Origin of the sequence: Vibrio fortis (assembly GCF_000695685.1) — a bacterium.
Taxonomy (GTDB): Bacteria; Pseudomonadota; Gammaproteobacteria; order Enterobacterales; family Vibrionaceae; genus Vibrio; species Vibrio fortis_A.
The window spans coordinates 883,007-909,452 of sequence record NZ_JFFR01000002.1; the positions used below are offsets into that span (position 1 = coordinate 883,007).

25 protein-coding genes are annotated in these 26,446 nt (G+C 45.3%); 14 read left to right on the plus strand and 11 right to left on the minus strand.

Annotation, left to right across the window (positions count from 1 at the left end; genetic code table 11):
- Positions 1 to 85: 85 nt before the first annotated feature.
- Positions 86 to 610 carry a hypothetical protein gene (locus tag VFDL14_RS18855; protein WP_032549522.1) on the plus strand — a complete coding sequence of 175 codons (525 nt, stop codon included), beginning with the start codon at positions 86 to 88 and terminating at the stop codon, positions 608 to 610.
- Complete coding sequence (locus VFDL14_RS18850) at positions 610 to 1,599, plus strand: HlyD family secretion protein (RefSeq protein ID WP_032549523.1); 990 nt, start codon at positions 610 to 612, stop codon at positions 1,597 to 1,599. The genes VFDL14_RS18855 and VFDL14_RS18850 overlap by 1 nt, the downstream gene beginning before the upstream one ends.
- A 115-nt stretch (positions 1,600 to 1,714) precedes the next feature.
- On the opposite strand, the gene VFDL14_RS18845 is transcribed toward VFDL14_RS18850, so the two are convergent.
- Complete coding sequence (locus VFDL14_RS18845) at positions 1,715 to 4,816, minus strand: efflux RND transporter permease subunit (RefSeq protein ID WP_032549525.1); 3,102 nt, start codon at positions 4,814 to 4,816, stop codon at positions 1,715 to 1,717.
- A gap of 7 nt (positions 4,817 to 4,823) precedes the next feature.
- A complete protein-coding gene (locus VFDL14_RS18840; protein WP_032549526.1) occupies positions 4,824 to 5,912 on the minus strand; it encodes an efflux RND transporter periplasmic adaptor subunit in 1,089 nt (362 codons plus the stop codon).
- Positions 5,913 to 6,119: 207 nt separating this feature from the next.
- On the opposite strand from VFDL14_RS18840, the gene VFDL14_RS18835 reads away from it, so the two are divergent.
- Complete coding sequence (locus VFDL14_RS18835; RefSeq protein ID WP_032549527.1) at positions 6,120 to 6,734, plus strand: TetR/AcrR family transcriptional regulator; 615 nt, start codon at positions 6,120 to 6,122, stop codon at positions 6,732 to 6,734.
- A gap of 20 nt (positions 6,735 to 6,754) precedes the next feature.
- Here the strand turns inward: VFDL14_RS18835 and VFDL14_RS18830 are convergent, their stop codons facing one another.
- Positions 6,755 to 7,645, minus strand: a complete 891-nt coding sequence (locus VFDL14_RS18830; RefSeq protein WP_032549528.1) for a LysR family transcriptional regulator — start codon at positions 7,643 to 7,645, stop codon at positions 6,755 to 6,757.
- A 157-nt stretch (positions 7,646 to 7,802) separates the two neighbouring features.
- On the opposite strand from VFDL14_RS18830, the gene VFDL14_RS18825 reads away from it, so the two are divergent.
- Together VFDL14_RS18825 and VFDL14_RS18820 are read left to right on the plus strand one after the other, a co-directional pair.
- Positions 7,803 to 8,108, plus strand: a complete 306-nt coding sequence (locus VFDL14_RS18825) for a monooxygenase (protein WP_032549529.1) — start codon at positions 7,803 to 7,805, stop codon at positions 8,106 to 8,108.
- A gap of 60 nt (positions 8,109 to 8,168) precedes the next feature.
- Complete coding sequence (locus VFDL14_RS18820; protein WP_032549530.1) at positions 8,169 to 8,546, plus strand: hypothetical protein; 378 nt, start codon at positions 8,169 to 8,171, stop codon at positions 8,544 to 8,546.
- A gap of 52 nt (positions 8,547 to 8,598) precedes the next feature.
- Here the strand turns inward: VFDL14_RS18820 and VFDL14_RS18815 are convergent, their stop codons facing one another.
- Positions 8,599 to 9,123, minus strand: a complete 525-nt coding sequence (locus tag VFDL14_RS18815) for a lipocalin family protein (RefSeq protein ID WP_032549531.1) — start codon at positions 9,121 to 9,123, stop codon at positions 8,599 to 8,601.
- Positions 9,124 to 9,328: 205 nt separating this feature from the next.
- On the opposite strand from VFDL14_RS18815, the gene VFDL14_RS18810 reads away from it, so the two are divergent.
- Positions 9,329 to 11,005: an amidohydrolase gene (locus VFDL14_RS18810; protein WP_032549532.1), complete on the plus strand. Its 1,677-nt coding sequence runs from the start codon at positions 9,329 to 9,331 to the stop codon at positions 11,003 to 11,005.
- 67 nt (positions 11,006 to 11,072) lie between these two features.
- On the opposite strand, the gene VFDL14_RS18805 is transcribed toward VFDL14_RS18810, so the two are convergent.
- Entirely contained in the window at positions 11,073 to 11,555 is a 483-nt protein-coding gene (locus VFDL14_RS18805) for a hypothetical protein (protein WP_032549533.1), read from the minus strand.
- A 347-nt stretch (positions 11,556 to 11,902) separates the two neighbouring features.
- On the opposite strand from VFDL14_RS18805, the gene VFDL14_RS18800 reads away from it, so the two are divergent.
- Positions 11,903 to 12,337, plus strand: a complete 435-nt coding sequence (locus tag VFDL14_RS18800; RefSeq protein WP_032549534.1) for a GNAT family N-acetyltransferase — start codon at positions 11,903 to 11,905, stop codon at positions 12,335 to 12,337.
- A 22-nt stretch (positions 12,338 to 12,359) separates the two neighbouring features.
- Here the strand turns inward: VFDL14_RS18800 and VFDL14_RS18795 are convergent, their stop codons facing one another.
- Together VFDL14_RS18795 and VFDL14_RS18790 are read right to left on the minus strand one after the other, a co-directional pair.
- Complete coding sequence (locus tag VFDL14_RS18795; RefSeq protein ID WP_032549535.1) at positions 12,360 to 12,785, minus strand: septal ring lytic transglycosylase RlpA family protein; 426 nt, start codon at positions 12,783 to 12,785, stop codon at positions 12,360 to 12,362.
- Positions 12,786 to 13,047: 262 nt separating this feature from the next.
- Positions 13,048 to 13,647, minus strand: a complete 600-nt coding sequence (locus VFDL14_RS18790; protein WP_032549536.1) for a LysE family translocator — start codon at positions 13,645 to 13,647, stop codon at positions 13,048 to 13,050.
- A 120-nt stretch (positions 13,648 to 13,767) separates the two neighbouring features.
- Between VFDL14_RS18790 and VFDL14_RS18785 the strand changes: the two genes are divergently transcribed.
- Positions 13,768 to 14,253, plus strand: a complete 486-nt coding sequence (locus VFDL14_RS18785) for an Lrp/AsnC family transcriptional regulator (protein ID WP_004739989.1) — start codon at positions 13,768 to 13,770, stop codon at positions 14,251 to 14,253.
- A gap of 105 nt (positions 14,254 to 14,358) precedes the next feature.
- On the opposite strand, the gene VFDL14_RS18780 is transcribed toward VFDL14_RS18785, so the two are convergent.
- Together VFDL14_RS18780 and VFDL14_RS18775 are read right to left on the minus strand one after the other, a co-directional pair.
- The gene (locus VFDL14_RS18780) at positions 14,359 to 15,729 is read right to left on the minus strand and encodes an L-serine ammonia-lyase (protein ID WP_032549537.1); all 1,371 of its coding nucleotides are present in this window, start codon (positions 15,727 to 15,729) and stop codon (positions 14,359 to 14,361) included.
- 25 nt (positions 15,730 to 15,754) lie between these two features.
- The gene (locus tag VFDL14_RS18775; RefSeq protein ID WP_032549538.1) at positions 15,755 to 17,296 is read right to left on the minus strand and encodes a sodium:solute symporter family transporter; all 1,542 of its coding nucleotides are present in this window, start codon (positions 17,294 to 17,296) and stop codon (positions 15,755 to 15,757) included.
- Positions 17,297 to 17,644: 348 nt separating this feature from the next.
- On the opposite strand from VFDL14_RS18775, the gene VFDL14_RS18770 reads away from it, so the two are divergent.
- The 4 genes from VFDL14_RS18770 to VFDL14_RS18755 all read left to right on the plus strand — a co-directional run bounded on the left by VFDL14_RS18770 (position 17,645) and on the right by VFDL14_RS18755 (position 22,591).
- Entirely contained in the window at positions 17,645 to 18,940 is a 1,296-nt protein-coding gene (locus VFDL14_RS18770; protein WP_032549539.1) for an MFS transporter, read from the plus strand.
- 127 nt (positions 18,941 to 19,067) lie between these two features.
- Positions 19,068 to 20,084: a nuclear transport factor 2 family protein gene (locus tag VFDL14_RS18765; protein WP_032549540.1), complete on the plus strand. Its 1,017-nt coding sequence runs from the start codon at positions 19,068 to 19,070 to the stop codon at positions 20,082 to 20,084.
- Between the two features lie 198 nt (positions 20,085 to 20,282).
- Positions 20,283 to 21,359 (plus strand): porin, encoded by a 1,077-nt coding sequence (locus VFDL14_RS18760; RefSeq protein ID WP_032549541.1) that lies wholly within the window; start codon positions 20,283 to 20,285, stop codon positions 21,357 to 21,359.
- Positions 21,360 to 21,565: 206 nt separating this feature from the next.
- Entirely contained in the window at positions 21,566 to 22,591 is a 1,026-nt protein-coding gene (locus VFDL14_RS18755) for a LacI family DNA-binding transcriptional regulator (RefSeq protein ID WP_032549542.1), read from the plus strand.
- Positions 22,592 to 22,661: 70 nt separating this feature from the next.
- Here the strand turns inward: VFDL14_RS18755 and VFDL14_RS18750 are convergent, their stop codons facing one another.
- On the minus strand, positions 22,662 to 24,164 hold the full coding sequence (locus VFDL14_RS18750) for an arylsulfatase (RefSeq protein ID WP_032549543.1): 1,503 nt from the start codon (positions 24,162 to 24,164) through the stop codon (positions 22,662 to 22,664).
- 9 nt (positions 24,165 to 24,173) lie between these two features.
- Entirely contained in the window at positions 24,174 to 24,563 is a 390-nt protein-coding gene (locus VFDL14_RS18745) for a DUF4345 domain-containing protein (RefSeq protein WP_032549544.1), read from the minus strand.
- A 139-nt stretch (positions 24,564 to 24,702) separates the two neighbouring features.
- Between VFDL14_RS18745 and VFDL14_RS18740 the strand changes: the two genes are divergently transcribed.
- Positions 24,703 to 25,470 carry a hypothetical protein gene (locus VFDL14_RS18740; protein ID WP_032549545.1) on the plus strand — a complete coding sequence of 256 codons (768 nt, stop codon included), beginning with the start codon at positions 24,703 to 24,705 and terminating at the stop codon, positions 25,468 to 25,470.
- Positions 25,471 to 25,822: 352 nt separating this feature from the next.
- Positions 25,823 to 26,389, plus strand: coding sequence for an outer membrane protein (locus VFDL14_RS18735; protein WP_032549546.1), 567 nt, complete (start codon positions 25,823 to 25,825; stop codon positions 26,387 to 26,389).
- Positions 26,390 to 26,446 lie beyond the last annotated feature (57 nt).

Sequence of the window (26,446 nt, forward strand, 5' to 3'; positions counted from 1 at the left end):
AGCCGCATAATATGCATCCATTTATAAAGTGCTACATGACATTCTAGGCCCCTTATTCTCTCTTATTTTATCTATAGGTAGAGATATGAAGTTTCTAAAAATTGCATTGCAGAAAATATGGGCCATCGTCATGGTTTTGGTTAAGTTCTGCCTGTTTATGGCGCTGATGATCGCCGGAGCTTGGGCGCTTGCACCACTAGGCACAATCCATTCAAAAGACATCGACCTCTCTCAGTTTAACAACCATCCCAACGAGATGATGATGAACTTCTTTCAGTCAGAGTACTTCTCTGGCTACCTTTTTGCAGTGACCATCGCGGTGACTTTGGCTGTCATCTATGGCCTTTGGCAGGTGCATGAATTAGGTGTCCATAAAGCGAAAGAACATAAAAGTGCACACGTTCAGATTGTCTTCGCATTATCGCTTTGTGGTCTATTCATCAGTAAAACCTTCTGGGTGATTGCATTAGTCATCGCATTAGCGAACTGGAAACATATTGGTCAATCAATCAGTGATGTCATTCGTCGCGGTATAACGCCAACCTCACCAACACCACCTAGCCCACTTCATAGTGAGCCTACCACTAGCAAAGAAAAAGAGGCAGCATAATGAAAGAGATGATGATCCCATACATTCTGATTGTATGGTCCCTATTTGCGACTGGCGCACTGAAGAAAACCATTAAGAACTACACGTGGGCAGCGATCGGCGGTGTGCTTATTCTGGCGGTATTAGCGGTTATTTCTCGCCTTTGGGCTCCAGTTGATCTTACTAACTCAACCACAGTAAAAGCGCCTCACGCCGTAATGTCACCAGTGTTTGGCCAACAGATCGACGAGATCATGGTCGATCACAACCAGTTAGTGAAAAAAGGCGATGTGCTTTACACCCTAGTTGACATCAACTCGGCAGCGGATAAAGCAAAAATCGAAGCCGCGATTATTCAGAAAGAAGAACAGATTAAGCAAATGACCCGCGATATCTCTCGTGCTGATACCTCTCCAGAGATCTTCAACGCGCGTGATGTTGAGAAATACAACTCGGATCTGCGTGTGATGAATTCACAGCTAGCATCTCTGAAAGCTGACCTACAGAAAGTAAACTGGGCGCAAGAGAAGAAGACCATTACCGCAGAGTTTGATGGTCAGGTCTCTATCGTTAATATCGCTGAAGGTTCAGTGATGGGTAACATGCACCTCTATAACACCAGTAAGAAGTTCTTAGAGATGCGCGTCTCTGACCAAACCTATGGTTACGTTCAAGAAGGTGATTTTGCAGAGTTCTACGTTGATGCGTACCCAGGCCACGTCTTCCGCGCTAAGGTGCACAGCTTTAATGCAGGTACAGGTGAAGCAGGTATTTCACCATTCCAAGGCCCACAAAGCGTTGGTCAGCACGTGGTTCGTAACGGCAACGGTTTAGGTCGTACTGTGGTTCTAGAGATCATCGAACCAGAAGGCTACAACATTCCAATCGGCGCAACTGGCGCAGCTTGGATCTCTGCAGAAAAGCCGCACCCATTCTGGGGCTTCATCGATGTTATCGGCGCAGCAACAGTCCGCCTACAATCGTACAAGTCGTACCTTGGTGCTTGGTAACCAGTTGATTGGTTAGATTACTAGCTAAACCTATTGCAGTTTCGAGTTAAATAAAAAGGTGAGGTTCTTTTGGCCTCACCTTTTCTTTGCTCGGTTTTCTAAACTATTTGGGAAACTAGTGCGCTAATGCAGCTGAAGTGTGTAACCCCTTCTTGCGTGTCATTAGGTGGAACACCACTGGCACGAAGTAGAATGAAATCAATGTAGTAAGTACTGTACCGCCAACAATCGCGACCGCAAACGGAGGCCAGAAACCGCCACCAGCGATGATAAGCGGCATAAAGCCCCCCACTGTGGTGATTGTGGTTGAGCTGATATGACGAGTACACGACATGACTGCGTTAACCACTGCATCCACACTACCCGACGATGCGTCTTCATCTAACTTAAGCTCCGTCAGAATCACGATCGCAGCGTTGATGGCAAGACCTGCGATACCTAGCATTGCAATGATCACCGTGAAGCCAAATGGATAGCCGAATATCCAAACCGACAGTAAACCGAGTCCACCAGCCAGGGCTGCTACCATGAAGATAATGGTACTTAACCTGAACGAGTTGAAGGACATCACGACAACTAACACCATCAATACAACAACGACTGCTACATTAGAGATCAAGCTATTCACTGAGTGATCACGTTCGGCAGATTCACCACCAAAATCAATGGTATAGCCCGATGGAATTTCGTAGCTTTTTAGACGTTCTTGGAACTCATTAAGCACAGTTTGTGGCAAAACACCCGCCTCAATGTAGCCTTCAATCGTATTCACTCGCTGACCATTACGGCGAGTAATTGCGCCACGACTGGTTGTTAACTCAAGCTCCGCCAAAGTTGAGACATTAATCCCCGTCGAATAGATTTCCGAGTTAATTGGCAAACGGATATTGCTTAGGTGCGTCAAATCTTCACGTGCATCATCAGCCACGCGAACACGGATTGGCACAGATTCGCTTCCCTCAATAACCGAACCACTCTCACGGCCCGTAAGTGTTGTTTGCAGAAGCCCAGCAAACTGATTCAATGAAATACCATTTAGCTTGGCAGTATCTTCATCCACTTTGAGCCAAACTTTCGGCGTGCCCGGCTGAAGTGTTTCACGAGTGTGCGTCACATGCGGAATACCCGCTAAGATTAGGCGTACATCTTCACCAATCGCTTTCAATGTATCTAGGTTCTCACCATATACACGCAGTTCCACAGGAGCCGTGAACGGAGGACCTTGATTCAGTTTACGCACCAGAATTTGAGCTTCAGGCACCTCTTTATCTAACACCTTTTGCAACTCAGGGATCAGGGCATTGGCTTGGACAAAATCCCCGGTTTTCACCATTGCTTGAGAGAAATAAGGCGCATTGTTTTGCCTTGCTTGAAGGTTGTAATAGAACGATGGGAAGTTCGCACCCACTAGCCAATCGATACGTTCAACCTCAGGGTAGCGATGAATGATTTCATCAATTCGCTCAGAGGTTTGCTTGGTCGCATAAACACTCGCTTGTGGCGGCATGTACACCTGAATCTCAAACATGTCGCGATCCGAAGGTGGGAAAAACTGCTCAGTAAGCTGAGACATACTCCAGTAGCCAGTAAATGGTACCAAAAGAACTAAAGCAATAGTGATGATGGGATGGGTAACACCAAAACGTACCGATGACGAGAACCAGCGAGTTAACGCAGGAATACGAAGCCCCGTCATGTACCAGTGATGCTCTCCTTGCTTATCGACATCACTTAGCTGTTTAGGCAACAGTCGAGTTGCTAAGCCAGCAATCAAGGTATGAGAAATCACATACGACCCAATCAGTGAGAAGGATACGGTAATCGCAATGCCACCCACAAACTCACCAGAAGCACCCGGCATCAGAATGATCGGCGCAAAAGCCAATACCGTGGTTAGTGTTGAACCCAATAGCGGCACCCATAAATGCTTCAGTGCATTCATGGTCGCTTCAGCTCGATGCTGACCTTTAAGTCGATACGCTTGAATGGTATCCACCATCACTACCGCGTTGTCTACCATAATCCCGAGTGCCACAATCAAGCCCGTCACCGACATCTGGTTGATAGGTACACCGGTCATCTTCATGATGGAAAGCGTGAGCAAAGATGTTAAAGGCAGAGAAATCGCCACCAAGATTGCGGCACGAACACCCAGGGTGACGAACAGAACAATCAAGATAAGAACAAAACCGATCAACAAGCTTTCGCCGAGATCGTTTAGACGTGTCTCTGTATAACCCTGCTGACTAAAGAGTACGTTAACGTGAACGTTGCTTGGTAGCTCTTGCTCGAACTTCTCAATTACCGCATTGGCACGTGATGTCCAATTATCGACACGCAAGTCTGGGTGCATGCGCGCAGCTACAATCACACCCGGCTCACCATCGATAATCGCGATCTGGTCTTGTGGTGTTTTTTCACCTCGTTGAACCGATGCAATATCTTCAAGACGAACGATGTGACCGTTAGCATCGGTTGCAATTGGCACTTGCTTGATACGTTCAATGGAATCTAGCTCGGACTCAATCTCTAAACCAAAGCGAGAGTATGAACTCACTAACTCGCCAGCCGAGTTCTTAGCGTCAGCTCCTTCAAGAGATTCAGCAATGTTGGCACTTGAACGACCGAGCGCAGCAGCATCGGCAGTACGCAGGTTAATTTGAATCTCTTCTTGTGGCATACCGTATTCATCAACGAACTCAGTACCCGACAAGGTTCTCAAACGTTTGGCAAGCTCTTTGGCATAACGCCCTAGAGTTAAGTGATCAGGCTCTCCTGCTCCTGTCCAGGTTAACGCGGTAATAGTGGTAAACGCGTAAGTGTGGTCACTATCCAAATCCGGTGACTGTGCACCAGCAGGAAGAAGCGGTTCAACGTCGGACAACTTGTCTCGCGCTTGTGACCAAACTGGTTCAGGCTCTGTGATGGTATCGTCCAGCTCAAGTGTCACAATCGACACACTAGGGCGAGAGGTTGAGCTGACTAGCTTCACCTCACTTAACTCACGCAGTTTGTTCTCGATAACCTCTGTCACTAAGGTTTCAACTCTCTCTGCACTCGCCCCTGGGAAGCTAGTAGTGATGTTAGCGTAGCGGTTGATGATGACAGGATCTTCTGCACGCGGCAGAGTCATGAAAGCGGAGATACCGCTCACCATCAGCAACGCCGTCATTAAGATAAGCAGTCGCGTATTGGAAATCGTCTCGATGATCTTCATGGGCAACCTACTTAGACGCCAGTTGAAGAGGACTCACGGTTTGTCCCGGAACCAAACGATGAAGACCACTTGCGATAACCTGTTCACCCTCACTAATGGCACCCGTTACGTAAGCTTGTTGGTTATTGGCAAACAACACTTGTACGCTGCGTCGCTCTACTTGGTTATCCTCACCAATCACAAACACATTCCACACTCCGCGCAGACCATCAATTAAACCAGTCAATGGAATCCAAAAACCTTGATCATCAATGCTCTCTTCAAATTGAAGATAAGCCAATTGACCTTCTAGCACCGAGGCTTGTTCAGGAAAAAGATAACGCAGCCCAACGCTTCGAGATTGAGTATCTACCATCGCACCCGGGTTAAGGAGACTCACATCATAAGACCCACCACCGACACGAATATGAGGTTGTGACAATGACGTCACTTTCTGCATTTGGTGAGCAGGGATACCAATAAAAGCCTCTTTGCCCTCAGAAGCGAGTAACGTCAGTGTCGGAGTACCTACATTCACCACATCACCCAGAGAAACAAAACGGGTCGCAATGGTTCCAGAGTACGGGGCGAGAATTGTCGACTTAATCAGTCGCAAATCGTTGGCTTTCAATGAAGCATCAATACGCAATAGGTTGGCTTGAAGAACGCGCTGCTCACTGGTTAGCGAGTCAATTTCGGCCTCCGCACTAAAGCCCTTTGCTTTCAATGAACGCTGACGCTTTAGGTTCGCTGCCACTAAATTCAACTGAGCTTTGACTTCTTCAGCTTGTGCCTTGAGTTGGCTAAGTTCTGTTTCTAGTAACTGAGTATCTAAACGAATCAGAGGCTGGCCTTTCGTGACTCTGTCACCAACATCAACCATGATCTCTTCAACCTTGCCCGCCAATTCGAAGCCAAGATTGGCTTGCTGACCCGCTCTTACCACGCCGACATATTCACGCTGCACCGTGTAAGCGTCCGACTGCGCCAAGACGAGTGTTTCAACTGTAAGAATGGTTGGCTCAGCGGCTGGCTGTGCTTGCGTTGTTTCACCGCACCCTACAAGAAGAGTAGAAAGCGCGACAGCGACTGCGCTGCTCTTCATCAATTTATACATAATACTGTTCCTGTGCAGTATGTAGTTGTCCTATTTTTAGACTAACCAAACCAAACTAGACTGTCTAGTTTGATTATGTTAAAAGTAGGTTTCATCGTTATTGATTGATAAAAGTGTCACAAAAAGCATAATGCTTACCCTGTGACAAATGACGCCGCATTTTGCACGCCAAAGACTGGCTAATATCGAACCAACGAGAAGACAGACGTGACTAAAATCATTAAAAGTGAACAGAAGAGATCGCAAATTTTAACTGCAGCAAGTGAGCTTTTCTCTGAGTACGGCTACAAGATCAATATGGATCAGATAGCCAAAGCCGCTAATGTATCGAAGCAGACTGTTTACTCTCATTTCAAGAACAAAGACGTACTTTTTGAAACATGCATGCAGACCAAGTGCGCCGAGCGAGAACTCAGCCCCGATGCTTTTGATATGAATGCCACGTTGGAAGATGAATTGGTAAAGTTTGGTGTGAAATTTCAAGATTTGCTGTTAGATGAGCAGTCACGACAAACCTTTCAGAACGCTGTCAGTCAATCTAGCACCCACCCAGAGATCGCCTCAATCTATCTGGAAACAGGGCCTCAAAAGACCACCAAGCTACTCGCCGATTATCTGCAGGCGAAAATCGACTCTGGAGATTTAACGTTGTCGACCTCTAGCTCGGCCATCATTGCTGCTCGTCAGTTACTGTTGATGTTTCATGGAAAGTCCGCGTATTGGTCATTCTTCGGGCACGACAGCGGCGAATCTAAGGAAGAAAGGCTGAACTACACTCGCGAATGTGTTGCACTGTTCTTGAATGGAAATCAGAACCACTAGGTTGAGATTGAAGCTCAGAGCTAGCGAGAGACAGACTCTAACAGTAGTTCATAGAAGCGTTTTGCTGCAGGGCCTGTCTTTACGCCTTTTGGCAGCGTGAGATGAAGAGGAACGTGATAACCTCGACCGTTTTCAACATTAAGCACGGTGAGCTTATCACTTCCTCGGCTATCAACAATGTGTTTAGGCAGCCTGCAGTACCCTACTCCTTGCTCTACCGCGCCAAAGGCATGGTCGAAATTATCGACCGTAATGCGCTGGCTTGATTTAAGCCAACCCACGTCTTTTTTATCTGCCAGTTTCTCGACTGAGCCTAAATCTCTCACGACAATTTGTGGCAGCGACGATAGTTGATTGAGTGATAGAGATTGTTCCTTAGCCAGAGGATGCGAGCTAGTAACTACAGGTTCCATCACCGTGAAACCAAAAGCTTCCGCTGGGTAGTTAGTCACGGGCAAATTGATGATGGCAACATCGGCTAGCTCTTGCGTGACCATTTCTGTCGTTTTAGATAACGATGTCTCTATCACCTGAATCGAAGTGGTGTTGTTCTCGGCCACAAAAGCAGCCATCGGCCCATAAAGACGTTCAAGACAACATAGGTGGTCCACCGCCACCACGATTTCAGACTCGACTCCCTTGGCTAACTGTTCGCTAATCAATTCGAGCTCTCGGGCTTGCTCTAACATACTGCTTGCCCTACGAAGTAATGCCTTACCATCTTCCGATAACACCGCTTTACGACCTTCGACCCGAACCAAAGAGACGCCAAGCTGGTCTTCCAGTTTCCTCAATGCATAGATCAAGGTGGTATGGCTCTTGTTCAGTTGTAACGCCGCAGCTTGAATGCTCCCAGCACGATCAATCTCGAACAGTGTTTGCCATTGGTCTAAGGTTGTCTTCAATCTCATTGGTCTAAAATCCTGACAGTTAATGACAATATTATGAACTTTTTTGTCGAATTTTTATAGGTAATATCTATCTCAACGGGCAATCAAGCCTTCAAGATTTTTGCGAAATGGCAGCTCGCCTCAACGCAATATTTAGTAACTGTTTGGAGAGATAACCATGAAACTACTACAAGTCGATTTTGAATTTAATGGCCCATTTGGTGAAGAGATGTCAAACGCCCTCGTTGACCTAGCGAAATCCATCAACAATGAGCCGGGCATGATCTGGAAAATCTGGACCGAGAGCGCAGCCGAAAAACTGGGTGGCGGTATCTACTTGTTCGAAGACCAACTAAGTGCCGAAACTTATCTAGCCATGCACAGTGCTCGCCTAAAAGAGATGGGTGTAGCGGAAGTGCGTGGCGTGATTTTTGATGTCAACCAGCCGTTAACTACCATTAACAAAGGTCCAGTTAACAGCTAATTGAGCGATCCGTTATTGCAATAAACCGTAGATATTGAAAGACAGAAGAAGAGATACGACATGAACAATAAAACGTTTCTAAGCCTACACGGCATCATTTACGCAGGGTTTGCCATCGCCTTGTTCTTCCTACCGACCGTTATGTGGCCAATGTACGGTGTGGAAATCAATGATAAGTACGCTTATTTTCTGTCTCAGCACACCAGTATCTTCCTTGGAGGCATCGCGGCAATAACCTGGTTACTTCGAGATATTGAACCGGGTGTCAGTGCTAAAAAGCTAGTCCAAGCGTTGGTTGTAACCAACATGCTCGGTGCCATCATCACCTTGTATGCTGCTTTCACAGGAATCTTTGTAGGCTTTGGATGGAGTGACCCTGCATTCTTTAGCTTCCTATCAATATTGAGTATTCGACAGTTACAGCTGCAAAAATCGTAAACAAAAAGGAGAGCGCAGAATTTGCGCTCTCCTTTTCCTATCAAATTACGTATTAATTAATCGCGTCATGCGTGACGTAAATCAGCTCATCGGTATTAAAACCACGCTCTTTAGACATCTGCTTAAACTTCTCTAATACCTCGGGGGCGACTTGTGGCGTTCTAGACAGCAACCATAAGTAATCCGTATCAGGGCCAGAGACAAACGCATATTGGTAACCCTGTTTATCTAACTCAAACACCACATATGAGCCGTAAAACGGACCAAAAAACGATACTTTCAGATAACCTTGGTCACTCCCTTCAACAAAATACGCTTTGCCTTCCGCTTCCTTCCACTCGCCCTTCTCTATTGAGTAACCGCGATTAATCACTTTCACGCCACCATCATCACGCAACGAATATTGAGCGCTGATATTACTCAGCCCTCTTTCAAACGAATGGTCCAAACGGGCAACCTCGTACCACGTACCTAGATAACTGTCTAATTGGAATTCATTAACCGGTTTCACCGACTGAGGCATACCCAAACAGCCTCCCAAGAACACCACCGACATCAGCAACAAAAATCTTTTCATTCTTAATCCTTTTTAAATGCATCAACTATAAGCAACTAATACGTAAATAATAGAAAAAGGTTCAGCGTTCACCTATTTAATCAGTGAGTTAACTAACAATTATCTCATTGAAGTCACACATTCCATTTTATAAAACGTAGAATCTCGATCATCCCATTCAGGGTGTTTCTATAATTAGAAAAATGGATTAAATAAGCGAATCATTATGAGCCTATCTTCATCAGTTATTGCTCGTTTCGGTCTACTGCTTTCTGCTCTGTTGGTTTCCATCCCGAGCAAAGCCAGTGATCTACAAGTGTTCTCCAATGCCATCATTTATGGACATTACGAATCAGACACCTTAGTTACTGAAGGTGGCGTCATCACCTTTATAGGTAATCGAGACAAGGCTCTGTCTTTTGCAGGCCCTAACGCTCCAAAAATCGACCTGGAACAAGCTTTTGTTATGCCGGGCTTCATTGATAACCATAATCATGTATTTGAAGCTGCATCTGAAATGGGTGGCGTGTGTGAACTCGACTCAGAAGCAACGCTAGAAGAGCAGATACCTTATCTTGAAGTGTGCGCCGATGACGACTCCAAAGGCTGGCTCATGGGCTACGGTTTCTCGCTCGATGCGATCATGAACCACCCATCTGATTACACTCCACTCGAGATAATCGATTCTATCTTCCCCGATCGACCGGTCGTGATCATGGAACAAACTTCGCACTCTATGTGGGTCAACTCTAAAGCGTTAAAAATCGCTCGTATCAGCGAACAGTCACCCAATCCTCAAGGTGGTTATTACATCAAAGATGACCAGACGGGAAAGTTTAATGGCATCTTGCTAGACAATGCCGGAGACCAAGTCATGGAAATCGCTTGGAACAGCCAGAACGAACTGTTTGAACAGAGCTATGAAGGTTTGATAGCAGGCTTAGAAGAAGCCGCAGCGCACGGTATTACCACGATTGGTGATGGGCGCATGTATTGGAAACGCGGTTGGTATGAGGTTTGGCAAGAAGCTGAAGAGAACAAGGATTTAACGGCACGAGTCTCTCTTCGCCCTTGGGTTTATCCTGAAATGGCGATGCCTTCTCAGCTTGAGGTATTCGAAAAGATGTATTCCAGCGATAAGTCTCGATTGCTTTTGGTTAATCAAGTCAAAATGTACAGTGATGGCATCGTAATTAATGGTACAGCGAAAACACTCGCCCCTTATCTGGACACCTACTTAAAAAACTCACCTTATGGTATTAACTACGTTCCACCAGAGCAGATGAAAGATTGGCTTGTAGCGCTAAATAAGATCGGTTTTAGTGCTCATATCCATGCCATTGGTGATGGTGCGGTGCGCGAGTCCCTCGATGCCGTAGAGCACGTGCGCAAACTGGGCTCAGACAAACCATACACCCTGACTCATGTTGAGCTGATCGACCAACAGGACATTCCACGTTTTCGTCAATTGGGGGTCTCCGCCGATTTTCAGGTGGGCTCAGATTACGTTGCACAACATGACCATGAGTGGGCGATTGCATTCTTAGGGGCAAGAAGAGCGAAGGCTATGATGAACCTCAATGCCATTCTCAGAACGGAAGCCAACATTACTCTAAGCAGCGATTGGAATGTGCACGACATTAATCCCCTCGTCGGGATTTCAAACAGTTTGATCATGGGTAAAACAGGGCTCACCGATATCTATACAGCTATCGATGCCTATACACTTTATCCAGCCAAAAGCCTCGGTATTGATGACATCACTGGCACAATTGAAGTGGGTAAATCAGCAGACTTTGCTATTCTCGATAAAGATATCACGACGCTGACAGCAAGACAGATCGCCAAAACCAAAATCCTGATGACGGTTCTTCGTGGGGATGTTGTTTACGAATCTGAATAAGTTTTTGGAATCACACATACGAAAAGAGCCAGCAACTACGCTGGCTCTTTCTACTCTTAAGCATCTGTTATGAAGCTTGCGATTGTTGAACTTGCTTCTGGTTACTGTCATTCAGTGCAAAGTAAATCTTCGATACCACAATCTCTGAAATCAAGATAACAAACACCACCGCAAAGAACGCCACCACGCCGTTAAGTGGGCCAGTGAAACTCACCTTGTCGCCAAACAAGATATTAATCGCTTCCAGCATCACGAACTTCGAACCAACGAGGATAATGTAAGTCGAGATACCTCGGTAAACTTTCGGTGCCGTACCCGGCTTATTCTTAAAGTAATCGGCAATTTTATGTTCTAAACCAATCGACAGTTTAAGCAACAACTGAAGAAGAATCGCCGCGATAAACGAAATAGTAAATGACTCAATGTTCACGTACTCCCAATACTCGTCAAAGAAGTTGAGCACCACCAAATCCACCAGCACCGCCAAGGTATAACCAACAAATAGTCGCTGTGGCGTATTAAAGCCGTAAACCTTTTCTACTTTACTCATTCTGTACTCTCTCTACTTTCTTGGATAACTTCGATTTGTGTACAGTCTAGCGTCAGCGATTCTTCAAAACTTACCATTTCATGACACCTCACCAAATGCATAAGTCGCACCCAACAATTTACAGACTGCTATATCAAAAGTAGATGAGTTCCTATTTTTATCGAATGAGAGACTGAAAATCGTTGCGTAAAATTATTAACAATAGGTGAACTTCACAAACCAAAGACACTAGTAAGTAGCTTATTAAACTCGAGTAGCATGCTAAACCACTCAGATATTGTATCTATAGTCCGTTAAGCTGTTTAAGTATGGATCCAAAGAAGAGTTAATTAAGGACATAACCGCACATGAATAAGGTCGTATTTAGAAACTGTATTGAAAACAGTCAACATTGGTTGGAGTTAGAAAAGCTCTTTCAAAACGAGTGGTCTGATTTTCTCTTTGTAGATAGCTATAAACACGATGCCAACCTTCCGCCAGTTTTGGTGGCTATCCGAGAGAATCAAGTGATTGGCGGCCTTGCTTACTCGTATTTCAAAGAGCCTCATGGTGACTCTGACGTTATTTGGCTTAATGCTCTGCTTGTTTTACCCGAATGGCGTGGCCAAGGCATTGCAAGCGAGCTCATCAACCGCGGCATCAAGCAAGCCTCTAACGCCCATCAAAGTAACCTTTATGTTTACACCAACGTGCCAGCTCTGTACCAATCACTAGATTGGTCAATCGTAGACATCGAAAGCGAGCCAAACCATAGCGTGATGAGCTTCCCTCTCCAGTCATAAATCGAGAAGAAGTTGGACCAAATTAATGCTTGTATCTAAAGGTTTTACTGTCATCTACAATTTCGATTTTGACAGGTACTGTGCCCTTCTTTACATTGCCGATTTCTGCAAATGACTTGTAAGAGAGGTCGATAACTCGGCCTTTAACGAAAGGACCTCTGTCGTTAATTTTAACATCGACCGATTGGTTAGTGCTTGTATTTGTCACCCTAACGATTGTTCCAAACGGCAGAGTTTTATGAGCCGCTGTGTAAGCATTCATATCATAGATTTCGCCACTGGCAGTGAGCTTCCCATGGAATTTATTGCCGTACCAAGAAGCTTGACCAACCAAAGTATGTGATTTGGCATATTCCTTTGTTTTCGAGCTGCCAACTGCAGACGTTGAGGTGCATCCGACAAGGATAATGAGAGTAAGAGCGGTAAAGAGAACACGTAAATTTTTCATACTTTGGGTACTGTTTCGATGTCGTTAATTTGGTTGTTAGTCTGAGTATAGTGACTTCCGAGTCCAAGCCACCATTTGTTAGGGCTTGGCATACTTTCACGATCGACAGTGAAATCCGTCATCATTTCGAAAGAATTTATCTGTGGAAGGTTAAATTTAACAAGGTATTGAAAACTGGTTTATTAAACTGACAATCTACAAGCACAAAAAAAGGATTGGTATCTCAACCAATCCTCCAAAACTCGCTATTACGTAGAGTAACTTAAGCAGGCTGATACAACATAAATGCCACTACCATCGCTAAGCTTCCCCCCAAACAACGGTTAACCATCACCATCTGTTTTGGTGATTGCAACAGACGCTGCAGCATAGTTCCGCAATACGCCCAAACCAACATACACAATACACCGGTCCCCACCATGATGGTGGTAATCGTCACCACTTGAATCAGGTAATCTGTTTGTGTGGTGATGAACTGAGAAAATACGGTCAGCGAAGCAATCCACCCTTTTGGGTTTAAAACTTGAATCAAAACACCAGACATAAATCCTGAGCGATTCACCGACTCTTCTTGCTCAATTTCCATGTTGGCAATCGACCACGCCATAAACAGTAAATAAGCCGCCCCAAGGTATTTCATTACCGTGTAGATCTCTGGGTAGAGGGTAAACAGGCTCACCAATCCCGCGCTTGAACCCGCCAGTATGATGATGATGCCAAAAGCGTTACCAGAGACAAAAGGCAATGTTGCCGCAAATCCATATCGGCTTGATATCCCAAGCAATGCAATGTTTCCTGCTCCCGGTGTAATTCCAATCGATATTGAAAACAACAAGAACGCCAGCATTAATTGAGCGCTCATTCTTTCTCTCCTAGTTGATAAAACGTTAGTGGGAGAAGAGTTTACCGATTCGAATAGGAATTAAATTGCTATATGCGTTAGTATTAAATCAAATTTGAGCAGACTTTTTCTAAAATCATTATGAAAGTGAAAGAATCCACCAACGAGGTGCTAGATGATACGGATATTGCCATTCTTGGACATATTCAAAAAGACGGACGCATGAGTAACAGCAAGCTTGCCGAGAAGGTAAACCTGAGTGAAACACCTTGCTGGCGTCGTTGGAAGCGCATGGAAGAAACCGGTTATATTGATGGCTATACCGCACAACTAAACCGCAAAAAACTGGGGCTGCATGTGGCAGGTTTTACCCTGGTAACACTCGGCAATCATGAGGTTGAAAACACCGAACCTTTTGAAGAGTTTGTCGCAGTCACAGACTGGATCACCATGTGCCACTGCATTGCAGGCGGTGCCGATTACATGATTCAGGTGTTGGCGAGAGATCTGGAAGAGTATTTTGAGCGAATCAGCTCTATTCGACGAGTAAAAGGCGTCAGCGCAATTCAGTCTAACATCTCAGTGAAGGAGCTTAAAAACAGCTACCAACTGCCGCTGCAAGATTAGTGGATTTAAAACTTAGAAAGCCCAGTCAGCGATAATGCGACTGGGCTTTTTGTTGTCGTTCATACAAGAGTATCGGTCTCACAAAGGCTTGAGACTGAGTTGGCCTTACTCACAAGGATGTGCAAGATGAATAAGCGCCAAACCGCCCAATGAGGTTTCGCGATACTTCTTATTCATGTCTTTACCTGTTTGGTACATGGTCGCGATAACCTTATCCAGCGAGATCAGAGATTTACTATTACGCTTCAAAGCCATGCGTGATGCATTAATCGCCTTCATCGCACCCATTGCATTTCGCTCAATACACGGCACTTGTACCAAGCCACCAATTGGGTCACACGTCATACCCAGCGAATGCTCCATTGCTATTTCTGCGGCAATGCAAATCTGCTCGTTACTGCCACCACGAAGTGCAGTTAAACCCGCAGCCGCCATAGAAGATGATACGCCGACTTCACCTTGGCACCCCACTTCGGCACCTGAAATGGAAGCGTTGGTTTTGTACAAAATACCGATCGCGCCCGATACTGCTAAGAAATCTTTTAACTGCTTGGTATCCAACTCTTTAATGAAGCGATGGTAATACATCAATACAGCCGGAATCACGCCAGCAGCACCATTAGTTGGTGATGTGACTACCTGACCACCAGCAGCATTTTCTTCACTTACGGCAAAGGCAAACAAGTTAATCCAGTCCATGATTTCCATTGGATCGTTCTCAACCGCAGCATTCGCTTCCAACTTTTTCAGTAGGTTTGGAGCTCGGCGAGTGACGTTCAGTCCACCATCAAGAATGCCTTCAGTTTCAAAACCACGCTCCATACAACGTGACATCACGCGCCAAATCTGGTCTGCCTTTTCTGCAATCGCATCAACATCTTGGAAAGCGGACTCATTTTGCAGGATCATGCCGCCTAGGCTCATGCCATTTTTTTCTGCCTGCTCAAGCATCTCTTCAGCATTACTAAACGGGTATGTCACCTCAACAGACTTAGATTGAGCGCCATTCTGGAGTTCATCAGCGGTTGCAATGAAACCACCGCCGATTGAGTAATAGGTTTCATCGACAATCACATTTCCAGCTTGGTCAAAGGCAGTAATCATCATACCGTTCTCATGAAGTGGTAGATTGTCCTCATGAAATAGCATGTCAGTTTTATAGTTGAAACCGATAGTGTGGCTTCCACTTAACTGCATCTCACCACTATCAATTGCTCGACGCATCGCTTGGTTAGCACTGGTGATCTTAATCGTATCTGGTTTGTTACCGAGCAATCCCAAAATAGTTGCTCTGTCGGTGTGGTGTCCGATTCCAGTGAGTGACAGTGAACCATAAAGATCGACCTGAACACGAACCACTTCTGTGATTTTGTCAGCAACTAACTGAGTGAAATGAAAACCCGCAATCATTGGGCCGTTGGTGTGCGAGCTCGAAGGCCCAACACCAATTTTGTAGATATCAAAGATCGATAACATAGAACTACCATTAAAAATCGGTCAATTAAGAAAGAACGGCATAAAGCCAATCAGGAATAACGGTACAAGCAGCGACGGTGACTACGGCAAATACCAATAAGCCGTAATGACTTGTCGTCGGCTTGGCAAACCAGTGCTTTTGCTTAGCAATAAACTCATTTTGTTGTTGAGTGACTTCACCAAAGAATCGGCTCACGATAACACCAAGAACGAGAAAAACGACGGTGCCAATCAGTGCAAACCAAGGCCAAGAAATACCACTGTATTTGGCAATAAACACCACAACCACACTGCCTATGCTGCCGGCAATCACGCCCTTCTCATTCGCTTTTTTGAAAAACAGCCCAAGGATGAAAGAGCCAAGACGAATACCAACAAAAATTGAAGTAAGGCTAGCAATGGTTTTTAGTACAGATTCGTTTGAAACAGCGAGCAAAGCAGGCACCACCACCGACGCAGCGGCAACAAGACTCATCTTTCTGGCCACCGATTCATAGTGTGCGTCGGAAGCTGATTTACGAAAAAAGCGCTTATAAAAATCGAACGTTGCGACGGTTGCCATTGAGTTGTAGGTCGAGTCGAGAGTCGACATAGCAGCAGCTGATAACGCAGCAATCACTAAACCGACAATGATTGGATTGGTGTGGTTAAACACAAAATCGAGAATCACTTCATTGCTGTTTTCAAAACTATTGTCTTGATAAAAGACACTAAGCAGTACGCCCATTACTGCAAAAAATAGGTAGATGAAAAACGCACCATAGCCACACAGCAGCATAGATCGCTGTGCTGTTTTCACATCTTTTGTCGCCAACGTTCTTTGAATAATCAGCTGGTTAGTGCCATACACGCTAAGGTGCAAAAAGCTCACTGCGACCAAGCCCGCCCATAAAGTGGTATCAACACCCAAGTCGAAATCTAGGTTGATGATGTTAAGTTGTTCTGGTGACGGCATCTCGCCCGCTTCAATTTTCATTAGAAGCAAACCAAAAATCGCAATGCTGCCGATAATGAGTACTGCAGACTGCAGCATGTCGGTCCATATGACGGTTGAGATACCACCAGCGTAGGTATAAAGAGCAGTGAACAGGCTGATATAAATAATTGCTTCAGAAATCCCGATGGGTAGCACTTGTACTAAGATCAGCGCTACTGCATACAAAATGACACCCGCAGAAATACATTGAACCACAATAAATACAATGGAATTGATCGTACGAGCAACAACACCGAAGCGGTGCTCTAGGTATTCATAAATTGAAGTCAGGCCAAGCTTATAAAAGACAGGAACAAAGAAAACGACAGCGAAAAAGATGACGATCGGATAATTCAAGTGAACACTCATCGCTTCCAGACCTGAGCTATAAACCCAGCCCGGCATGCCTACGAATGTCATCGCACTGATGTAGGTCGCAAGAATAGATACCCCTGCCGTAAACCAACCAAATTGCTTTCCGCCTGTGGAAAAGTCGCCACCTACGTTATAGCGCTTGTTCACTAAGTAGCTGATAAATAGTGTGGTTAACACATAAAGAGCAATCACCACAAAACTTGAGTACGTAACCATTTTGAGATTCCGTTTATTGTATTTCGCAAATCATTCGCTGCCAATATTACTTAAAATTGGATATTTTCCCTCAAAAACCCCCAATAAGTGTGAGTATTGTCACTAAGATTGACGATTAAACGCTCAAAAAGTCCCAAAACGGCAAAAATGACGATTAAATGGGATCAAGATCACCAAAATACACATAATGGGTACGCACTCATTTTAAAATTGACTTTGATCACGGATCTAATAACCACAAAAACTCTATTATCTCTCCCGAAACGAAGACAGCGTAGTAAACACCAATACCTACTACACTGTAATCAAAACTCATAACACCCTATATAAAATAAAGGTTTATCGGTCATGACTACGAAAAAACACATGAGCGAAGTTCCTATGATTCAAAGGGTAGCTGCTTATCTTGCAATTCTAGTAGGCTACTTTTTCTATTGTTATAACTTTGTAATTATTGACTACGTACGCCCATACATCGTTGATGCATATGACGGCATTAACTTAGCAGATACGGCTCAGTTCTATACATGGCAGTCGGTTGGTGCACTTATTGGTGCTCTAAGCTGCGCATGGGTGGCATCAAACTTTGGTAAGAAATCGACTCTTATTGTCATCACTGCACTGAACGGCGGCGCAACGATCATCAACATGATGTTTACTGACTACGCTATGTGGGCAGCAATGCGTTTCATCATCGGTATTTCTTTAGGTGGTTACTTCACGGTAGCGGTAAGCCTAATGATCGGCCTATTCACGCCAACGGTTCGCGGTAAGTTAACGGCATTCGCCTCTTCGATGTTCTCGGTTGCTCTTATGGCAATGGGTGCTTACGCAGCGTTTATCTCTAGCATTGACGCACCATGGCAGAGCCTAATGTGGGTAGGTGGTATTCCTCCTCTAGCAGCTGCAGTAGTGATGATCTTTATCCTTCCGAGCGACAAAAAAGTGATCGCTTACGGTGAAGAAGATCAAGCGAAAGCGGAAACATCAAATGCACCAGCGAAAAAAGGCTCTTGGGGCGAAATGCTTAGCGCGCCTTACCGCAAGCTAACCATCACTTGTCTATTGCTAGCAGGTCTTAACTTCTACGGCTACCAGTTCTTCTCAGGCTTCGTGACAACGTACCTAAAAGAAGTTCGTCAATTCGACGGCGCGACCATCGGCATCATCTTCTCTATCTCGGCATTCGGTTCTCTATTCGGTGCTTGGGTATGGGGTGCAATTGCAGACAAATACGGCCGTAAGGTTAACGCATTCGGTTTCATCCTTGCAGGCATCATGGCATCGGTATTCTTCGTTGCTCCAAGCGACGTAATGATCGGCAGCCTAAACATGCTGGCTATCCTGGGTCTTATCTACAACTTCGGCCTATCAGCTTCAGCAGTATGGGGTGGTTACTTCTCAGAACTGTTCCCAGCTCACCTACGCAGCTTCGGCGCAGCCCTATTCCACGGTGGTCGTATCATCGGCATGTGGGCACCAATGGTGCTGGTATTCATCCAAGAGCGCAGCGACCTTGCAACGGCAATGTGGGGCTCACCAATCGTATGGATTGTGGCTGGTCTACTGTGGCTATCTCTACCAGAAACATTGAAAGGCGGCATCTTCGACAAGAGCAAAAAAGCGGAAGCGGCAAAAGCTTAATCCCCTTTAGTTGAAAGTCTCTCAAGACAAGAAATAAACATTGATCCGGCTGAGCAGTCAGCCGGTAACAAAATCCAAATCGAGTCCTGTTCCGAATGTTGACTCGACAACATAAAGAGAATGAATTATGTCTAAATATCAAGAAGCTAAACGCATTGTTCGCGAATACTTTAATGCGATGGAAAATGCAACTCACGAGAACGTTGCTGAAGTACTAAAAGCACACACTTCTGAAGACTACTTGTGGCGCGGTGTTTACCCATTCCGTGAGCAAGAAGGCGCTCAAGCGGCAGCTGACGTATTCTGGGCTCCAATGATGAAATCAATGACTCGCATGCAGCGTCGTCAAGATATCTTCATCGGCGGTAACAACGAAATCAACCCAGATGAAATTTGGGTAATGAGCATGGGTCACTTCATGGGTCTATTCGACGCTGAATACCTAGGCATGCGCCCTACTGGCAAAATCATGAACGTTCGTTACGCAGAGTTTAACTGTGTTGTTGAAGGCAAAATCACTAAGACAGGCCTATTCCTAGACCTACTAGGCATGATGGACCAAGCGGGTTGCTACCCACTACCACCATCGACAGGTAAGCACTTCGTATACCCTGGCCCACGTAACCACGACGGTCTACTGTTTGAAGACGCAGCTCCAGAAGAGGGCGTTGCTACACTTGCTCTAGTGAACAAGATGGTTGATGACCTATCTGCACTTAACGACAGCGGCGCAATGGGTTGTCCACCTGAGGTTCTAGAGAAGAGCTGGTCTAAAGATATGATCTGGTACGGCCCTTGTGGTATCGGTGCATCTTACACAATCCCACGTTACCAGAAGCAACACCAACTTCCTTTCCGTAATAACCTGAAAGACAAGAAATTTAATGGGCACGTTTGTCGTTTCGCTGAAGGTAGCTTCTCTTGTTTCTTCGGTTGGCCAAACCTATCAAACACACCAACAGGTGGCTTCCTAGGTATGACTGGTGGCGAAGTTCGCGCAGACATGCAAGTGGTTGACGTTTACTACCGAGACGGCGACAAGCTATCTGAAAACTGGGTACTGATTGATCTTCCTTTCTGGCTAAAACAGCAAGGTCTAGATGTGTTCGAACGCACTTCTTCAATCCTAAACCCAACGCTGTAACTCTGTCCTATTGTCTATCTAGTCCATACCTACACTAGGTCGACATGACTGCCGAGGGCTCCTTCTCGCCCTCGGCAACTTGCTCCACTCAAAATAACCAACCTGTGCCTCACGGATGGGTGCACCCTCTGAACCATTACATTTAACGGGCTTGAAAGCACGGTGGCTTTCGACCGCCTGAATAAAGTGAAAACAACAATGAAAAAGTCGATTATCTCTGCAGTGGTCTTCGCTGCGCTTACTTCTAGCTCTGCTTTTGCAGCCCACACATTTACTAATGAAGCTGGTGACAGCTTAACTCTAGACGGCCGTTTTGACGTTCGTTACCACGACAAAGGTGGCGACCATAACGGCGAATGGAACAGCGGTAGCTCTCGTTTTGGCCTAAAAGGCAAAATGGGACTAGACAATGATTGGACTGGCTTTGGCCACGCTGAGTGGGGTTACAACTCTGGTGCCAACGGCGACAACATTTATGACCGACTTCTATACGCAGGTGTAGAACACGATAAATATGGCAAGATCGCAGCGGGTACTAAGCAGTGGTCTACCTTCTATGATGTGGCTTGGTTTACCGATATGGGTCGTGTATTTGGCTCGCGTGGTTCTGGTTACTACAACTTGTCTGACTGGGGTATTGCGTCAGGTACTGGTCGTGCGGAAAACTCAATCACCTACCGCAACAACATCAACGATAACTGGAAGTACGGCTTTACCTACCAAACAACTCGTGAAGATGTTGGCCTGGCTGATGGTAAAACAGCAACACTGAAAAACGGTATGGGTGCCTCAACGCTATACACGGTTATGGATGGCCTAACCATTGGTTTAGCCTACCACCAAAATGAGTTTGACGATGTTGAAGCGGGTGTTCAGAACATCAAAAATGGCGATACTCAACACATCGGTTTATTGGGTGTGAACTACACTAACAACGGATTGTTTGTTGGCTTCACTTACAGCCAAGGTTCAAACTGGGAAACCACAAGCCAAGCAGAGTTCTACGACCACCGTGGTGCTGAATTCTTTACTTACTACCACTTTGAGAATGGTCTACGTCCAACCTTTAACGTCAACTACTTAACGGATACAGACGACAATGCCAATGGTTACGAGCGTCAGTTGATTATCCCTGGCCTTGAGTACCACTTTAAGAAAAACAAATTCTTAGTATGGACTGAGTACCAATTCGATAATGGCAAAGACTCATACAATGGTGTGAAGTACGAAAACAGCGACGACCAATTTGCCGCAGGTATTCGTTACTACTTCTAGTATGAACAGAACCTTCTAAATTCTAAACAAAGCTCTGCGATGTTATCTCATTAACTAAGCAGAGCTTTTTGGGTTATACCCAGCCTATAACCCAACTTAACCTGCTAAGCCTTATTTTTCATGGAATTTGATTCAATTGACTTTTTGAATACGTACCTACTTATGATACTCTACACGCCATTAATTCGGCTTAAAATGCATGGTCTATGAACTCTCCAAAACACTCCTCGGTACCGAAAGCAACCGTAACTTCAAAAGATGTCGCTAAACTGGCTGGCGTTTCTCAATCTACCGTTTCTCGTGTATTTGTGCCGGGCAGTTCGGTATCGGAAAAGACCAAACAAAAAGTATTCGAAGCCGCTAAAGCCCTCAACTATCGTCCTAACGCTTTTGCACGAAGCCTGACTACCAATGAATCTAAACTGATTGGGTTGGTCTTCCCAGATGCAGATTACCCTATCCACATGAAAACCCTGCAACTCATCTCGACAGAACTGCAAAAACAGGGTTACTCAGCAGTACTTATCCCGTGGCAAGTGGATGCAAATGACAACCACTCGATCCCTAACATCTTCCAATATCGTGTCGATGGTGTGATTGCCGCTTCCGCTACGTTCAACAAATCACTGTATGAAGAGTGTGAAGAGTTCGATATCCCTATTGTTCAGTATGCTCGTGTGGTTGAAGGCACTAAGAGTAGTCATGTTGTGAGCGACAACTATGCAGCCGGACAGCTTGCAGCACAGCAGTTTCACAGTAGTGGCGTTACATCTGCGGTTTATCTAACCGGTAATGTTCCAACCTACACCAATGACGAGCGCGAATCAGGTTTTTGCGCTGAGTTTGAAGATTTAACGGGTAAACAAGCGCGCGTTGTTGAAGCCGATTATGACTACCTTGATGCCTTAGAAACGATCAGAACTCTGTTTTCAGAACCTTCTAAACCAGAAGCCATCTTCTGTGCGACGGACAACCTCGCAATGGCGGTTATGGATGTAGCTCGCCTGGAATTCAACCTAAGAATCCCTGAGGATCTACAGGTGATTGGCTTTGATGATATCCCACAAACACAATGGCTGAATTATCAGCTAAGTACCTTCAAGCAAGATTTCAAACGTCTTGCGCGAGAGTCTGTGAAGATTGTTGTTAACCAAATCCAAGACCAAGAGACAAGCTTGGTTAAATTGATGGTTCCAGTTAGGTTTATTGAGAGAAAAACGACGCTCAAATAACGAGACTGAAGGATACATTCCTATAAAAAATCCCGCTCATCAAGAGCGGGATTTTTACATTTGAAAGCGGTTAGTTTCCGACACCACCGGTGTTTTGAGGTTGAGTTTCCGGTGTTTTAGGCGGCCACTCTTTGAAGGTCGCTAGGTGCTGTTGTACCGCTGCCTGAGCAGGACCAAATGCCCACATCTTCTGTCCCATCCATTTAAGGTACATACCCGACTCTTCCGCCGCTCGCTCATAAGGGTCGCGTCGTAAGTTAAACAGTAGTGGCGCGTTCAGTTCTTCTTTAGGACCACTCCAACCATGGTTTTGAACCACAAAGTGTGCCTTCCAATCCCCGACTCGAACTGCTTGCAGCTTGTCTCTCTCGTAGTAGTAAATCTCTTTACGGTTGGATTCGCCTTTCTCAGTCAGCATATCGACTTGGTTATAGCCATCGAGGTGCGCTTTAAAGCCATCGTAACCTTTGAGCATTTTCTCTTTCAGATCCGCTGGACCACCAGCTGCTGCAACAAGCGTTGGTAACCAGTCCATACCATCAAAGATGCCGTTGCCCACACTGCCAGCAGGAATCTTACCTGGCCAGCTCACTAGAGCAGGTGCACGTACGCCGCCTTCCCACGTTGTGCCTTTCTCTCCGTGATATGGCGTCATACCACCATCTGGCCATGTCATGATTTCAGGGCCGTTGTCCGCAGTGAAAATGATGATGGTGTTGTCGGCAATACCAAGCTCTTCCATTTTCGCCATCATTTCACCAACATGATCATCAAGATCTTTCATTACCACTTCTTGAAGTCCCCAACCATTTTGGCCGAGCATAGCTTCGTATTCAGGTGAAAGATGCGTCCAAACGTGACCACGTGATGGACAATACCAAGTGAAGAATGGCTTATCCGCCTCAACCGCCCTTTCGATGAAGTTGATCGCGTGTTTGTTTACTTCATCATCTAATGTACGCATACGCTCGATGGTCAGCGCACCATCATCCTCAATGGTTTGACCGCCTTTGCCGTCCGACTTAGCGTAAATCACGTTACGTGGTGCGAATGCATCCAATGAACCATCTTTTGGCCAATCAGGGTCTTCGGTGTATTCCATCGCATTCAAGTGATACAACCAACCCCAATACTCATCAAAACCGTGCATAGTCGGTAAAAATTCATCTCGGTCACCTAAGTGATTTTTACCGAACTGGCCCGTCACATAGCCCATAGTTTTGAGAATTTCTGGCAGCGTTGGTGTGTCCGCATGCAGCCCAACAGGCCCACCCGGCAAGCCCACTGTGTGCATGCCCGTTCGAACAGGCAGTTGTCCAGTTAGGAAAGCTGAACGCCCCGCTGTACATGAAGGTTGAGCATAATAGTCTGTGAGCAACATGCCCTTCTCGGCAATGCTATCAATATTCGGTGTTTCACTGCTCATCACCCCGTTGTGATACGCACTTAGGTTTGAAATCCCAATGTCGTCAGTAAAGATAACAAAGATATTCGGTTGCTCTTGAGCTGACCATGCTGATAGCGAAAAGCTACTCAACATACTCAGGATAAGAAGGTGGAAAATCCTTTTCATAGAATGTCCTCATACTGTTTCAGATTGCTCGTTATGAACCATTTTTAAACCGACTAAGCCAAAGCCCAGCTCTAAGATCAGATAAACAAAAAGTAGCCAATGCGGCATGCCATCCACCACCAAACTGATGATTCGTCCGGCAGCTAAACCCAACATGAAAACCACCAAACTATAGAGCGCTGGCAGTCGATACTTTTTGAACAGGGCGCCAAACACCCAAAACAGAGCGAGCGCGAGATAAAGCCCCATCACGGCACGGAAGATATGAGTAACGTTGATGGGTGTGGCGTCGATACCAAATAGATAGTCGAGAGAGACAACTGGTGCATAACCATAAGACAGTGCAATAGGTGTTAAACCTAAAACCGCAACGAACAAGAAAATACTCTGTGGCTTCATACCCTTACTCTCAAAGTTTGGCTCTTTAAAGAAAACATAGTCTACAATCAGGGATATACAAGTTGCATATAAGCAAAGTAAATCAAAGATCTAATCATTCATTAAGGCGCATTTTCACATCGAATATGGGGATATCAATATGGCTAAGTGGCATTACCTAATCGCACCAATGTTAGTTGTCAGTTCAACCGTTACTGCCCAAGAAACAAGCTCAGAAACGAGCACAAAAAAATGGCAGCACAGCATTGAGATCTATGCACTGGCTCTTAACATTCGAGGCGATACCTCGATTGCAAACCTCTCAACCGATGTCAATGTCGATCCTTCGTTCATCATGGATCATCTCGACATGGGCGCTATGTTGAGACTAGAGGGTATCTACGACAATCAATGGGGCTACTATGTCGATTACAGTTTCATGAAGTTAAGCGGCAAAGCAGATTCAGTCATTGGGAATTCTGGGTTATTGAAAGGCGAAGTAGACATCAGGCAAGGCGTACTAGAAACCAAGGGCTTCAAGCGCTATCACTACGACTTTGGCTCTATTGACTACATGGTGGGTTTTCGATGGTGGGACAACGACATTGATACCAAGCTCTATTCCAGTGGGGGGCTTATCAATAACTCGCGCTCATTGGATGAGGATTGGATCGATTACCTAATTGGGGTGCGTTGGACGCAAAAACTCGATGCTAGCTGGCAAACTCATGCGAGCCTTGATATCGGTCTAGGCAGCGATACCGACTTCACATCGGGTCTACTGCTGGGGGCGCGTTATCAAATTAATGACTGGTCCGATTTAAACATCGCCTACAAATCCACTTGGGTCGACTATAGCAACCCAGGCACCTTCAGTTACGACACTGCGTCACAAGGTTTCTTAGTTGGATGGGCAGCCTATTTCTAAGCCTAACTTTACTCTGTTACTGGAAAAGGCTAGCTTGCTGTTCATCTAGCACACTTAATCTTTATTAAAATGGTGGTCAATTCACACGACATCAAGCTCTAGCGAACGTTTAGTTACTAGAGCTTTTTATACAAAAATTGACAATGAAAGCTTCAACAAACCCATTAAAATCAATAGTTAACCATCAAGCATCAAAGCTAAAAAAAACTTGTTTTAGACGTCAAAACACTAAATCTAGGTATTGATAAATTTAATACTTGTTTAAACGTTCTTAATCTTTTTGAACGGTGTTTTTTATTTTAAAAGTGCCGCTAGAATCCTCTCCCGAAATTCACACACTTCGGAAGAAAACATGAAAAAACTACACGTAGCGGCACTGACTTCTTTGATGGCAATGGCAGCCACTTCGGCATTCGCGTCAAATGAGATGTATGTATTAGGTGGTGTCGCGATCGACAATAATGACATTGGTGGCGAGTTCACGCTTGGCAGTCAGATTATGCAAAGCAATTGGTACATCGAATCGTCACTGCTTCTAATCAACGCCAATGACAAATATGTATATGGCAATAACCCAACAATCACCGTCGAGGAAGATTTAGATTCCTTACTCGTTTCCGTAGCGCCTATGTATAAATATAACGTCAGCAATAACTTCGCCATTTACGGTAAGTTAGGGGCCTACCATATAAAGTCAGAAGTAAAATCAAAATACGGCGACGGCACAAGCACCAAAGGTTCAACGGTTAACTTCGGTGCCACTTACGGGATTGGCGTTGAATACAAATCGCTAACACCTATTTTCGGTCACTCACAATTCTTAGCTCGTGCAGGATATGATTGGTATGAATTCCGTAGCCAAGACGATTGGCACAACAGAGATTCAACGTTTGGTATCCAGGCCGGTTTTACCTTCTAAAGGAAGTTCTACGGATAAAACACACATAGGCTAGGGTAACGAAGGCTTAACTGGCTC